14 protein-coding genes and 1 pseudogene are annotated in these 13576 nt (G+C 57.9%); 14 read left to right on the top strand and 1 reads right to left on the bottom strand.

Annotated features, from left to right (window positions below):
* Positions 1-23 precede the first annotated feature (23 nt).
* The 4 genes from MUN79_RS06270 (at position 24) to MUN79_RS06255 (ending at position 1838) form a co-directional block, all read left to right on the top strand.
* Positions 24-224: a hypothetical protein gene (locus MUN79_RS06270; RefSeq protein ID WP_244676888.1), complete on the top strand. Its 201-nt coding sequence runs from the start codon at positions 24-26 to the stop codon at positions 222-224.
* Positions 225-286: 62 nt separating this feature from the next.
* Positions 287-583, top strand: coding sequence for a hypothetical protein (locus MUN79_RS06265; protein ID WP_244676887.1), 297 nt, complete (start codon positions 287-289; stop codon positions 581-583).
* Positions 580-990, top strand: a complete 411-nt coding sequence (locus tag MUN79_RS06260; protein WP_244676886.1) for a DUF4142 domain-containing protein — start codon at positions 580-582, stop codon at positions 988-990. Before MUN79_RS06265 ends, MUN79_RS06260 begins: the two co-directional genes overlap by 4 nt.
* A gap of 221 nt (positions 991-1211) precedes the next feature.
* Positions 1212-1838 (top strand): TMEM175 family protein, encoded by a 627-nt coding sequence (locus MUN79_RS06255; RefSeq protein WP_244676885.1) that lies wholly within the window; start codon positions 1212-1214, stop codon positions 1836-1838.
* A 65-nt stretch (positions 1839-1903) separates the two neighbouring features.
* Here MUN79_RS06255 and uvrA read toward each other — a convergent pair.
* Positions 1904-4737 (bottom strand): annotated as a pseudogene (gene uvrA, locus MUN79_RS06250) (excinuclease ABC subunit UvrA).
* A gap of 394 nt (positions 4738-5131) precedes the next feature.
* Between uvrA and MUN79_RS06245 the strand changes: the two are divergent.
* The 10 genes from MUN79_RS06245 (at position 5132) to MUN79_RS06200 (ending at position 13531) form a co-directional block, all read left to right on the top strand.
* Positions 5132-5605 carry a hypothetical protein gene (locus MUN79_RS06245; RefSeq protein WP_244676884.1) on the top strand — a complete coding sequence of 158 codons (474 nt, stop codon included), beginning with the start codon at positions 5132-5134 and terminating at the stop codon, positions 5603-5605.
* A gap of 118 nt (positions 5606-5723) precedes the next feature.
* Complete coding sequence (locus tag MUN79_RS06240) at positions 5724-6650, top strand: hypothetical protein (protein WP_244676883.1); 927 nt, start codon at positions 5724-5726, stop codon at positions 6648-6650.
* Positions 6617-6799: a hypothetical protein gene (locus MUN79_RS06235; RefSeq protein WP_244676882.1), complete on the top strand. Its 183-nt coding sequence runs from the start codon at positions 6617-6619 to the stop codon at positions 6797-6799. The genes MUN79_RS06240 and MUN79_RS06235 overlap by 34 nt, the downstream gene beginning before the upstream one ends.
* A gap of 107 nt (positions 6800-6906) precedes the next feature.
* Positions 6907-7080 (top strand): hypothetical protein, encoded by a 174-nt coding sequence (locus tag MUN79_RS06230; protein WP_244676881.1) that lies wholly within the window; start codon positions 6907-6909, stop codon positions 7078-7080.
* A gap of 116 nt (positions 7081-7196) precedes the next feature.
* Positions 7197-7682, top strand: a complete 486-nt coding sequence (locus MUN79_RS06225; protein WP_244676880.1) for an MBOAT family O-acyltransferase — start codon at positions 7197-7199, stop codon at positions 7680-7682.
* Positions 7652-8659, top strand: a complete 1008-nt coding sequence (locus tag MUN79_RS06220) for an MBOAT family O-acyltransferase (RefSeq protein ID WP_244676879.1) — start codon at positions 7652-7654, stop codon at positions 8657-8659. Before MUN79_RS06225 ends, MUN79_RS06220 begins: the two co-directional genes overlap by 31 nt.
* A gap of 29 nt (positions 8660-8688) precedes the next feature.
* The gene (locus tag MUN79_RS06215; RefSeq protein WP_244676878.1) at positions 8689-10008 is read left to right on the top strand and encodes an alginate O-acetyltransferase AlgX-related protein; all 1320 of its coding nucleotides are present in this window, start codon (positions 8689-8691) and stop codon (positions 10006-10008) included.
* Between the two features lie 257 nt (positions 10009-10265).
* A complete protein-coding gene (locus MUN79_RS06210) occupies positions 10266-11609 on the top strand; it encodes an MBOAT family O-acyltransferase (protein WP_244676877.1) in 1344 nt (447 codons plus the stop codon).
* Positions 11610-11632: 23 nt separating this feature from the next.
* Complete coding sequence (locus MUN79_RS06205) at positions 11633-12811, top strand: alginate O-acetyltransferase AlgX-related protein (RefSeq protein WP_244676876.1); 1179 nt, start codon at positions 11633-11635, stop codon at positions 12809-12811.
* Positions 12812-12994: 183 nt separating this feature from the next.
* A complete protein-coding gene (locus MUN79_RS06200) occupies positions 12995-13531 on the top strand; it encodes a hypothetical protein (protein ID WP_244676875.1) in 537 nt (178 codons plus the stop codon).
* The last annotated feature ends 45 nt before the right edge of the window (positions 13532-13576 follow it).

Below are 13576 nucleotides of genomic sequence, written 5' to 3'. Positions count from 1 at the left end.
TTCTCTCTGTTGGCCCTCGGGCCGTGTTATCTTTTTCCAGCTGCAACAACGCCGACAAGCGCACCGACGGCACGGCTGGCGAAGCCGTAAGCGACATGGACAAAGCAGCTGATGAAGGCGGCGTGCAAGCCGATGCTACCGTCATCGATAACGACGCCGGCGCTACAGTAACGGCCAACGGCGACTCGGCCGCGGCTGCAACCGACAGCTCGGCTGCTGAGTAACGGTCCGCCCCTCTTTCTAAACTGCCCTGTTCCCCTTTTTCTACCAACCAAAATACCCTGCTATGAAACGGATTCCTCTCAGCTTGCTGTGCGCAAGCTTGCTCACCCTGGGTGCTTGCAGCAGCAACGACAGCGCTACGACCACCTCCGACACGAATACCAACTCGGAAGAGGCAGGCGGCAACGCCGGCGACAACTACATGAATAACGCCACCAACGGCGACACTTCCAGCACCAGCATGCCCGGCGACTCTACGCAGGCGGGCAGCGCGGCGGCCAACCGCACGGCTCCAGCCGACATGAACGGCAGCCCCGGCCCGGCGACACGGCCCCTCACTCCACTGACCCAGAGTTCATGATGTCGGCAGCCCACAGCGACCAGAATGAGATTCAGCTCAGCAAGCTGGCCCTCGAAAAAGGCGTGACGGGTGTGGCTAAGGACCACGCCAACATGATGATTAAGGACCACACCAAGTCGACGGCTGACCTGAAGGCCATTGCCACCAAAAAGAAGGTGACCCTGCCCACCGACATGGACGCTGAGCACAAGGCCATTGCGGCCACGATGCAGAAACTGTCGGGCAAGGAATTCGAAACCAAGTTCATGGACCAGATGGTGATTGACCACCAGAAGACCCTGAACACGCTTAAGGCCCACCAGCAGATGACCAAGGATGCTGATCTGCAGGGCTTCATCGGCAAAGTGACGCCAGTGGTGCAAAGCCACCTGGATATGTCGAAGCAGCACAGCGACATGAAAATGTAGTTGGTCCTGCCTTCTAATAGCTTTATAAAAGCCGTAGCGAGTTAGTCGCTACGGCTTTTTGCATTATGGGTGGTTCGTGGCCAAATGAGTTGGCCGCTTATAGAGCAAGGTCTATATTTGGTCAGCCGGTTCATGTTTCCGGCTCTTATCTGCTATATGAGTCATTCTGAGGGCATGCTCCCCTGGAGCAAGACAACCGGGAAGAGTTTCAGCTGGAGCGAATGATTCTCTTCACGGACGCCGTTTTCGCCATTGCCATTACCCTGCTTATCATCGAAATCAAGGTTCCGGAAGTGCACGGGGCCATGACGGAGGAAGCGGCAATCGAAGGACTGTTGCATCTGATTCCGAAGTTCGTTGGCTTCATCATCGGCTTCTTCGTCATTGCCATTTATTGGGTGGCCCACCACCGTATTTTTCGGTTTGCGCACCACTACAATGGCAAGCTGGTATGGCTGAACATTCTCTTCCTGTTCAGCATCGTGCTGATGCCCTTTACTTCGGCTTTCTATACCGAGTACACCACAAATATTAACACCCCGTTTATACTCTACTGCGGCAGCGTGGCCATGACCGGCCTACTGCAGTGCCTGTTGCAAAGCTACCTGCGCAACCCCAAGAACGGCCTGATTAACCCGGCATCTGTTGGCCACCCCGACCTGGACCTGGTCCGCCCCCTGATTGCGCCCTCCGCCTTTTTGATTGGTATTTTACTGGTATTCATTGCGCCCTGGTGGGTCAGCCGCAACGTGCCGGTGCTCATCTGGCCGCTGATGGCGCTGTACAACCGGCGCTACCACCGGCTGCAGCGCGAGTACGCGGCCAAGCATCAGGCAGTGGCAGCGTAGCTATTCACACAAAAAAGGGCTCCTGCGGCAATGCAGGAGCCCTTTTTATTGACTGAACCGGCCAACTAGCCAGCCTTTTCCTCGGCGTACTTGCTGACTTTCAACTCCTCGGCCAGGAAGCGGGCGGTGTGGCCTTTTTTAACCTTGGCCACCTGCTCGGGCGTGCCCTGGGCCACGATGGTACCGCCGCCCCACCACCTTCCGGACCAAGGTCGATGATGTGGTCGGCCACCTTAATCAGGTCCAGATTGTGCTCGATGATAAGCACCGTGTTGCCCTTGTCGACCAGCTTCTGGAGCACGTCGGAAAGGTGGTTGATGTCTTCGAAGTGCAGGCCGGTGGTAGGCTCATCGAGGATGTAGAAGGTCTTGCCCGTGTCCTTCTTGCCGAGCTCCGTAGCCAGCTTCACGCGCTGGGCCTCACCACCCGACAACGTCGTAGCCTGCTGACCTAGGGTGAGGTAGCCCAGACCTACTTCATTGAGTACCTGAATCTTGCGCAGAATCCTGGGCTGATTTTCGAAGTATTCCACGGCTTTCTCCACCGTCATGTCGAGCACGTCGGTGATGCTCTTGCCCTTGAAGCGCACTTCCAGCGTTTCACGGTTGTAGCGCCGGCCTTTGCAGGACTCGCAGGGCACGTGCACGTCGGGCAGGAAGTTCATTTCAATGGTCCGCATGCCAGCTCCCTCGCAGGTTTCGCAGCGCCCACCCTTCACATTGAAGGAGAAGCGGCCCGGTCCGTAGCCCCGGATTTTGGCCTCGGGCAAAGACGCAAACAAGCTGCGGATTTCGGTGAACACGCCGGTGTAGGTAGCCGGGTTGGAGCGCGGGGTGCGGCCAATTGGCGACTGGTCGACTTCAATTACCTTGTCGATCAGCTCCAGGCCCTCGATGCTCTGGTAGGGCAGCGGGTCGCGCTTGGCGTTGAAGAAGTGCTGGTTGAGAATCGGGTAGAGCGTGTCGTGAATCAACGACGACTTGCCCGAGCCCGACACGCCCGTAACGGCCATGAGCTTGCCCAGCGGGAATTTAGCCGTCACATTTTTGAGGTTGTGGCCAGTAGCGCCTTTGAGCACCAGCTGGCCCCCGTCGCCCTTGCGCTTCTGGCGTCGCAGCTCGATGTGCTTCTGTCCGCTCAGGTACTGCGAGGTCAGGCTGCCCGACTGGAAAATCTCCGTCGGAGAGCCGTGGGCCACGATGCTGCCGCCGTGAATACCGGCCCCAGGGCCAATATCGAGCACGTAGTCGGCATTCATAATCATGTCCTTGTCGTGCTCCACCACAATCACCGAATTGCCGATGTCGCGCAGGTGCTGCAGGGCCTTGATAAGCCGCTCGTTGTCGCGCTGGTGCAGCCCGATGCTGGGCTCGTCCATGATGTAGAGCACGCCCACGAGTTGGGTGCCAATCTGGGTGGCTAGGCGAATCCGCTGCGACTCGCCACCCGACAAGGTGCGGACCGAGCGGTGCAGACTCAGGTACTCCAGGCCTACTTCCAGCAAAAAGCCGATCCGCTTGCGAATTTCCTTGAGTAGCTCCCGGGCAATCAGGTTCTGACGGTCCGAAATCCGGTCTTCCAGGCCTTCAAACCACTGAGCCAGCTGGGCAATGTCCATCACCGACAGCTCGCCGATATTCTTATCGGCAATCTTGAAGTGCAAGGACTCCTTTTTGAGACGGTAGCCATGGCACTCGGGGCATTCTTTGGCCTGGGTATACTCCTGAATCCAGGCCCGGATATTCTCCGAGTCGGAATCCATTTGGCGGCGCAGAAACGGGATAATACCTTCGAAGGCCTCCACGTAGCCGGGCTTTTTGGGATCGGCACCCTCCTCTTCCTCGATGCCGTAGAGCAGCTTTTCGAGCAAATCGGCGGGCAGCTTGTCGAGGGCCGTGGAGAGGCTGGCTTTGTGGCGCTTGAGAATGGTGCTCAGTTGCTGGAAAATCCAGATGTCGCGGTACTCGCCCAGGGGTGCGATGCCGCCGCGGCTGACGCTCAGCTTCTTGTCGGGCATCACGCTTTCCTCGGTAATCTCCTGCACCTCGCCCAGGCCATTGCAGGTGGGGCAGGCGCCGTAGGGCGAGTTGAACGAGAATGTGTTGGGCGCCGGGTCGTCGTAGGCAATGCCGGTGGTGGGGTCCATCAGGAAGCGCGAGAAAAACTGCGTCTTGCCCGAGTCCGAATCCAGGACCAACATGGTGCCCTTGCCGTGGGTCAGGGAGTTTTGCACCGAGCCCGAAAGGCGGAACCGGTCTTCCTTGGTAGCCTTGAGCCGGTCGATGACGATTTCGATGTCGTGGATTTTGTAGCGGTCCACCTGCATCTTGGGCGTGATGTCGAGCAGCTCGCCATCGACGCGCACCTTGGTAAAGCCCAGCTTGGCAATCTGCTGGAACAGCTCCCGGTAGTGGCCTTTGCGGCCTTTTACCACCGGCGCCAGCACCACCAGCTTTTTGTCGGCGAAGTGCTTGAGGATGTAGTTGATAATCTGCTCGTCGCTCTGCCGGATCATCTTCTGGCCGGTGGCGTAGCTGAAAGCCTCGGCCGTGCGGGCGTAGAGCAGGCGCAGAAAGTCGTAAATCTCGGTGATGGTGCCCACCGTGGAGCGGGGGTTGCGCGAGGTCGTCTTCTGCTCGATGCTGATTACCGGCGACAACCCTTCGATTTTATCCACGTCGGGGCGCTCCAGACCGCCCATAAAGGAGCGGGCGTAGGCCGAAAACGTTTCCATGTAGCGCCGCTGGCCCTCGGCGTAAATCGTATCGAAAGCCAACGACGATTTGCCCGAGCCCGAAATACCGGTGAACACCACCAGCTGGCCCCGCGGAATCTGGACCGACACGTTTTTCAGGTTATGCTCCCGGGCCCCGTACACCTCAATAAAGGGTGCTTCCACGTCGGCGGCGCGCTGGGGCTGGGGGCCGGCGGCGCTACTACAGCGGGTGATTGAACAGCGGTACTGGAGGCAGTCGTTTTCTTAGCCATGCAAAGCGAATCGAATAAGTCCGCAAAGGTACGCAAAACGCGGCCCTTTGGCTACCCCGAATAGCTTATTTGCCAGTGGTTTTAGCCCTTAGCGGCTTGGGGAGTCCCGGCGGCGCGGTGCCCGGCGGAGGAGCTATAACAGCTGACCGCGGTGGATTGTCCCGTGGCTTCTAAATTAATTGGAAGAGCGGTTTTCAACCTGACCAAGCTGAACCGGACGGGCTTGGCCTCGTATTTGCGTTACCCAGGCATAGTTCTATTCCGGTTCCGCTCGGGTTCCGTCCACTCTCTACCCCCACCGCATCATGAAACTGCTCAAAATTGCCGCTGCGGGCCTGTTTGCCCTGACTCTGCACACCACTACGGCCCAGGCGCAGGTCAATATCAACATCACGCCGCCCTCCTGGGGTCCAGCTGTGGGTCCCAATACCCAGTATTACTACATTCCGGAAGTGGATGGCTACTACGACGTGCGCGACCGGCAATACGTGGTGCAGCGCGAGGGCCGGTGGAGCCGCGTGCGAAACGCTGGCTACGACCCACGCACCTTTCACCCCGTGGTAGTTGACTACGTGGGTGCCCAGCCCTGGGTACGCATCGAGGAATACCGCACCAAGTACAAAGGCCACCCCCACGGCATGCCTCCCGGCCAGGCCAAGAAAATGCGCGGCGGCCAGACCGTTATTGTGAACGGCGCCAACTACCAGGGTAATGGGAATGGTAACGGCAAAAGCAACGGAAAAGGGCATGGTAATGGCCACGGCAAAGGCAAACACTAGCCAGACTCGCACCCAGAATAAAAAAGGCTCTTCCGCGCGGAAGAGCCTTTTTTGTTGAATCTGCCCGGACTCCCGTAACATTGCCAGCCGTACTTTTCCGGCTCCTGAACCGCCCCGTATGCCGCTTGTCCGTTTCCGCCAGTCGCTCCTGCTCGTGTACCTGCTGGCACTGGCCCTGCTCTGGGGCAATGCTTACCTGCTGCTAGTAAACCACCCGCCGGCCTACACAGTAGATGAGCAAAGCTACCTGCGCATGGCCCAGGGCAACTTCCTGGTACCGGTGACGCACCGCTACCGGGTGGTAGTGCCACTGCTGGCTAGCGGCCTGGCACACGGGACCCGGGGCCTGGCTAATCTGATTTCGCCAGCTAATAAGCCTCCGTTTGGTTTCAGCTTTTTTCTGGTCAATGCCCTGCTACTGGCTGGGGCCGGGCTTCTTGCTTTTCGGAGCGCAGTAGCGGCCGGCGCTGCTACGGTTCCGGCCCTGCTGGGCATGGCGGCCCTGCTTACGTGCGGAGCCGCTACCTACGTCACTGGTCTGGTGCTGGTCGATAGTGCCCTGGTGCTGGTGGTGGCACTGCTCTATTATGCCCTTCACACCCGCTCGGCCGTGGCCCTGCTGTTGGCCGCCGCACTGGGGCCCGTAGTGAAAGAATCTTTCCTGCTGTTTTTGCCGCTGCTGGTGCTTTATGGCGGTTTTGTGCCGTGGTGGCGCCGCCTGCTGGCCGTTCTGTGCGGACTGCTGCTGCTGGCAGCCGTGCACTGGGCCGTGGATGCGCAGATAACCGGGGCCTCGTCGTCGGGCGGCAGCCTGACCAACGCCCTGAGCCACAGCCGCAGCATCGTCAGCAACCTGGGCTGGCTGTTTTCGCCCCGGGGTCTGGTGATTTGCGCGGGGTATACGGCTTGTTTAATGTGGTATTGCTGGCGGGTTGCTGGGGCGGGCGGCACACTATCGGGCTGTGGCTCGGGGCGTTGCGGCCCGGCCCCACCCTGCTGCTGCTGGCGGCCGTGCTGGCGCACATGCTGCTCTCGGGCGAAATGAGCCGGATGCTGCTGCTGGCCGGACCCGCCGTGGCCGTGGCCGTAGCCCTGATTCTGGACCGGCATCCGCTGTTTACGCCCTTGCGTCAGCTGCTGGGCCTAGTGGCAAAACCAGAACTGGATTCGCCTGATTCTGCTCAAAACTCGTAAGCAAAGTGTCCACCCTGCTTGTTATTCGCCATGCCCAACAACCCTTATCAACCCATCAGCTGCAGCTTCTACGACGAGCTGGAAGCCCGTGCTACCAAAGGCCAGGTGTGCACGCTGCTTTATCGCACCGAGCCCGACACGCCCCGAGCACCTACACCGGCATCATCACCGACCTGTTTATTCAAGACAAAGTGGAGTACCTGCGCCTGGAAGACGGCTTCGAGCTGCGCCTCGATGCTTTGGTAGCCGTCGACGACAAGGAATTGCGTAATTACTGCTAAAGCCGCTTCTTATTCAGGCCAGTGGCGACCCTAGACCAGTACTGGTTCCTGCCTAGCGGATAGGCACGGTTCGAGGTTTTGTGAGTAGCTTGGTGCCGTATTTTTTCTAGCGGCCCATGGTATTTAGCAGTACGCTCTTTCTATTTTATTTCCTGCCCGCCTTCTTACTGGTTTACTACCTCGTCCCGCGCTTGCTCAAGAATGCCGTCGCGCTGACGGCGAGCCTGCTGTTCTACGCCTGGGGCGGCATCAACTTCCTGGCCCTGTTTCTGGGCTCGGTCGTGCTCAACTTCTACCTCATCCGCCTGATGGATGCGGCCCTGGGCTGGCAGAAGCGCATCTATTTGATCCTAAGCATCCTGCTCAATGTGGGCATGCTCTTCTACTTCAAGTACGCCAACTTCTTTCTCGAGAACGTGAGCGTGCTCAACACGGCCCTGGGCGGCGACGGGCTGACCTGGGAGAAGGTGGTGCTGCCCATCGGCATCTCGTTTTTCACCTTCGAGAAGCTCACCTACTCGATTGACGTGTACCGGGGTGTGAACAAGCCCTTGCGCAGCTTCTGGACTTCATGCTCTACATCATGCTCTTTCCCAAGATGATTGCCGGGCCCATCGTGCGCTTTCACGAAATCGCCGAGCAGCTCACCGACCGGGCCGCTTTCGAAACCGTGGACCACAAGCTCGCCGGCCTGTTCCGCTTCGTGCTTGGCCTGGCTAAAAAAGTGCTCATTGCCAATGTACTAGGCGAGCAAGCCGACCATATCTTTGGTATGGTTCTGCACGGAGAGCCCGACCACATTTTTGGCACCGAGCCTGCATTAGTAACAGCCCCGCTGGCGTGGTTGGGGGCGGTGTGCTACACGTTCCAGATCTACTTCGACTTCTCGGGCTACTCGGACATGGCCATCGGCCTGGGCCGCATGATCGGCTTCCAGTTTCCCGAAAACTTCAACAACCCCTACATCTCACGCTCCATCACCGAGTTCTGGCAGCGCTGGCACATCACGCTGGGCCGCTGGATGCGCGACTACCTCTACATTCCCCTGGGCGGCAACCGCGTGAGCACCGGCCGGCTCTACGCCAACCTGTGGACCGTGTTCATCCTCTCGGGCTTCTGGCACGGGGCGGCCTGGAACTTCATTGCCTGGGGCGCTTTTCACGGCCTGTTTCTGGTGCTGGACCGTCTGTTTCTGCTGCGCTTGTCCAAGCGTCTGGGCCCGCTCAGCATTCTTCCCACCTTTCTGATTACCGTCGTTGGCTGGGTCCTCTTCCGGGCCGAAAGCCTGACTGATGCCCTTCGATACGTCCAGCACATGTTCACGGGGCCGCTATTTACCGACCGGCCATTCCCGTACTACACCACGCGCTTTTGGCTGACGCTGGGGTTGGCGGCCGTTTTCTCTTTTGCTGCGGCTATTCCCCGCATTGAGCGGCGCGAGCTGGCTATTCTAGCCCATAGCCAACTGCGCGGCCGGGAGGCGGTGGCACTGGGTATTGCAAGCAGTATTCTACTGGTGTTGAGCGTTATGTACATCGTCGGCAGTAACTTCAATCCCTTCATCTACTTCCGGTTCTAAGCAACACCGGGTTTACCGTGGCTATGTCAGTGAAAATTTATCTTAAGCGGGCGGTGCTGTTCTGCCTGCTGTTACTGCTCCTGCTGCCGGCAGGGCAAGCCAAATTTAATTGGGTGGATACCGGTCAGCTGACCGGCTACTACGACGCGCCTGCTCCCCCACCCGACCTAAGCTGGGAGTCGTTATGGAACAATACTTTTCAGCCGGCGCTGGAGCGTTACCTCGAAGAGCATATCGGGTTTCGGGTGTGGCTTATTAAAGCCCGCAACCAAATCGTCTACGATGTACTGCACGAGACGAATGACCCGAACCTGTTCGTGGGCCCAAACAATAGCCTGTTCGACTCCCGAACGCTGTTCGACTACGTTGGAATGGGTGCCCATGCAGACTCGGCCACCATTCGGCGGCACATCCATCGTCTGCGGGTGGTTCAGGATACGCTGGCCCGGCGCGGTAAGCTGCTCATCTTTGTGGCGTCAGCCAGCAAAGCGTCCTTTATGCCGGAAAACATGCCCGCCTATTTCCGGCGTAGCGGCCGCTACCGCCCGTCTAACTACGAGCAGTATACGGCCGCCATGCGCGCCGCTGGTATCAACCTGCTGGATCTGAGCCAAGCATTGCGCAGTTGGAAGGACACGGCTTCGTATCCGTTGTTTCCTCAGTCGGGTGGGCACTGGAGCGACTATGGTGCCGCCCTGGTAGGAGACACAACCATGCGCTACGTGGAACGCAAATATGGCCGCCCTATGCGCGACTACCGCCTGAAAGCGGGTACCGTGGGCATCGCGCCCAACGATAATGATACCGACACGGAAAAGGCGCTAAACCTGCTCTACCCGCTCGCACCTCACATAATGAAATACCCGCAGGTCGAGTATGAGCCCCTCAAGCCAGGGCAATACCGTCCTTCAGCTCTCATCATTGGTGACAGCTTCGTATTTACGGTGCTCTACTCGTTTTTTGCTCAATCTTTTGATGACAAAAATTCCCGATACTGGCACTTTAACGTCGTCAACCGCAATATCGCCTGGCCCTCAGAATTACCGGAAGGCACTGATATGAGTAAGTTGGACTATAAGGCTCAATACCTGGCCCGCGACATTATCATGATCATGTTTACGGAATACAACATGGACAACCGACTTGATTATGGTTTCAGTGATAGTGCCTACAAGCTACTGGTGCCCTACACCCATGCCGATACCCTTCGCATTCAGGCGCTCGAAGACCAACTCAGCCGCAAACCTGGCCTAAGCGACTACTGGTGGGCTAAAGAGACCGAAACTGGCCGCAGCCGGCAACAGTTAATTCACGAGGCCGCCGTAGCCCGGTATGATTCAATCCGGTAAAAAAGAAGAGAGGCTGCTCTGCCGCAGCTACTCGTGCACGGCCCCGAGCGGGCAAATTATGACCTGAGAAGCTGGTCGCTGCCGCCACACTGCAGCCTTGGACTTGCTGGATTCTTGCCTGGTGGATAGGCACGGTTCAAGGTTTTGTGAGTAGCTTGGTGCCGTATTTTTTCTAGCGGCCCATGGTATTTAGCAGTACACTCTTTCTATTTTATTTCCTGCCCGCCTTCTTACTGGTTTATTACCTCGTCCCGCGCTTGCTCAAGAATGCCGTCGCGCTGACGGCCAGCCTGCTGTTCTACGCCTGGGGCGGCATCAACTTCCTGGCCCTGTTTCTGGGCTCGGTCGTGCTCAACTTCTACCTCATCCGCCTGATGGATGCGGCCCTGGGCTGGCAGAAGCGCATCTATTTGATCCTAAGCATCCTGCTCAATGTGGGCATGCTCTTCTACTTCAAGTACGCCAACTTCTTTCTCGAGAACGTGAGCGGGCTGAGCACGGCCCTGGGCGGGGCAGAGCTGACCTGGGAGAAGGTGGTGCTGCCCATCGGCATCTCGTTTTTCACCTTCGAGAAGCTCACCTATTCGATTGACGTGTACCGGGGCGTGAACAAGCCCTTGCGCAGCTTCTGGGACTTCATGCTCTACATCATGCTCTTTCCCAAGATGATTGCCGGGCCCATCGTGCGCTTTCACGAAATCGCCGAGCAGCTCACTGACCGGGCCGCCTTCGAAACCGTCGACCACAAGCTCGCCGGTCTGTTCCGTTTCGTGCTCGGCCTGGCCAAAAAAGTACTTATTGCCAACACGCTGGGCCAGGAGGCCGACCGGATTTTCGGTCTTGCGCCGGCCGAGCTGTCGGCCCCGCTGGCGTGGCTGGGGGCAGTATGCTACACGTTCCAGATCTACTTCGACTTCTCGGGCTACTCGGACATGGCCATCGGCCTGGGCCGCATGATCGGCTTCCAGTTTCCCGAAAACTTCAACAACCCCTACATCTCACGCTCCATCACCGAGTTCTGGCAGCGCTGGCACATCACGCTGGGCCGCTGGATGCGCGACTACCTCTACATTCCCCTGGGCGGCAACCGCGTGAGCACCGGCCGGCTCTACGCCAACCTGTGGACCGTGTTTATCCTCTCGGGCTTCTGGCACGGGGCGGCCTGGAACTTCATTGCCTGGGGCGCTTTTCACGGCCTGTTTCTGGTGCTGGACCGCCTGTTTCTGCTGCGCCTCTCCAAGCGTTTGGGCCCGCTCAGCATTCTTCCCACTTTCCTGATTACCGTCGTCGGCTGGGTCCTCTTCCGGGCCGAAAGCCTGGGCGAGGCGCAGGCCTACATTCAGCAAATGTTTGTGGGAAGCTGGGTGGCCCTGCCCTATTTCACCATGGAGTTCTGGTACACCTTGCTGCTGGCAACGCTGTTCTCCTTTATAGCCGCCGTGCCCCTGATAGAGCGAGGGCAGCTTGGCGTATTGGCGGCCTCTAGCTGGTCCCGGGGACGAATGCTGGCCCTGAGCATGGTTACGGCCCTGCTACTGGTGCTAAGCACGAGCTACATTATCGGCAGCAACTTCAATCCCTTCATCTACTTCCGGTTTTAATCTTCTTGCTACGGTTTTATCCGATGAAGCATATTCTCTTTTTCCTCTTGTTTCTGTTGCTGGTTGGGCCGGCGCTGCAGGCCAAATATCACTGGGTAGAGGAGCCCACCCTGGCCGGGGCCTACCACGTATCCGAGCACCCGAGTCTGTCGGTTGAGGCCCTTACCTCGGGCACCTACCAGGCCCAGCTGGAAAACTACCTGGAAGACCGGATAGGCTTCCGGACCTGGCTTATTCAGCTCCGCAATCAGCTGTCCTTCTCTTTTCTGGGCGTAGCGCGCTCCACCGACCTGGTAATTGGCAACAACGTCTTATTCCAGCAAGGCCCGGTAGATGCGTATCTGGGTAAAGACTTTATGGGCGAAGCTGAAATTCAGCGGCGGGTCCGCCGTATGCGCATTGTGCAGGACGACCTGGCCAAGCGCGGCATTCCTTTTCTGTTTATGATGGCCCCCAACAAAGGCCGCTACCAGCCCGAAGACCTGCCCTACTGGACCCTGAAACAGAAGCAGCCCCTGTCCAACTATGAGGTGTTCGTCCGGGAAATGAAGGCCAACCAGGTCAACCTGCTGGACTTCTGCCAACTGTTTGCGCGCTGGAAAGACACGACGGCCTATGCCCTGTTTCCCAGCGGCGGCACCCACTGGAGCGCTTACGGCTCCACTTTGGCCGCCGATACGCTGTTCAAGCGCATCGAAAAGCTGGGCTCCTTTGACCTGATTGATTTCCGCCGCACCGGTCCGATGGAAGTAAGCCAGAATGAAGTGCGCGGTACCGACGGCGACCTGAGCGGGCCGCTAAACCTGCTGTTTGGCTACAAGCACTACCCCATGGCCTACCCGCACATCGTCTTCGACCCGCTTCGGCCGCCGCAGCAGCAGCCCAATATGCTCGTCTCAGGGGACAGCTTCGGGGCGGCGCTTATGCAGTTCAACCCTTATTTTCAAACCTTGTTCTCCCCGATTCCCGCTACTGGGGCGTGGAAGGAACCGTTTTCCGGTTTGCCGCCGAGTCGGCCGAAACGGGCCAGAAGCTGGACCAGCTGGATTTCCGCAAGGAGATTGAGTCCCGGCAGTTCATCATGGTTCTCATTACGGAGCACAACCTGCCCCACGAGAAATTCATCAACCAGCTCTACGACCTCTACCATCCCCTCTCCGACGCCGACCGGGCCCGCATCAACCAGATCAAAGCCGAGCTGAGCACCAAGGCAGAATGGGGTAAGGAAAATGATCCGGCCTTCTTGAGCCGCGTGGAGCGGGAGGCCCAGGCCATTTTCGAAAAGGAACAGACGAAGTAGCCCTGGACGACAAGGAGCTCAGCAATTACGGCTGAGCCCATCCGTTATCCGGCTCCCTGCTCAGGCACTACTACAGGCTATCCGGATGCACACGAAAAAATGGCTTTACTCTCTGTTAATAACAGGTCTGCTGCTGGCCGCTTATAATACGCTGTTAGTAACAGGCCTATTGCTGGGCAGCAAATCCGCGCAGCATCAAGACCGGGCATATTTATACGACCTACGGCTTGCAGACCAAGTTCGCTGGCATGTGGATAATCTTGTCGCAATTCCAGACTCTTTCGTGACGGTAGTCAATGTGTATGCGCAACGGGGCAAACCAACCCAATACGCGTGGTCGTCATATGGTAAAGAGAGATTCGGCCAACTAATTCAGAAACCCACTGATACCTTATCTGCCCAGCTTTCTGATAGCCTGTTCTACCTAACCCAACGCGTGTTTGCCGACATCCCAGCTTTATCAGAACAAGATCATTTTATAGAAATTACGGATGGAGCCTCTAGTAAAATTGAGCTGAACACCTTCGATAATACTATCAATGCCAGTATCATCACTGATTCCTACAGCCATATTGGCCCGCTGTTATTTCTACTACGACACTCCCGAAGGCATAAGAATTAAAACATTAAACCAGCAACGGCCGCCCGTATTCATACGAGGCGGCCG

Source organism: Hymenobacter cellulosilyticus, from assembly GCF_022919215.1.
Taxonomy (GTDB): domain Bacteria; phylum Bacteroidota; class Bacteroidia; order Cytophagales; family Hymenobacteraceae; genus Hymenobacter; species Hymenobacter cellulosilyticus.
This window is presented reverse-complemented; position numbering and strand designations above follow the sequence as displayed.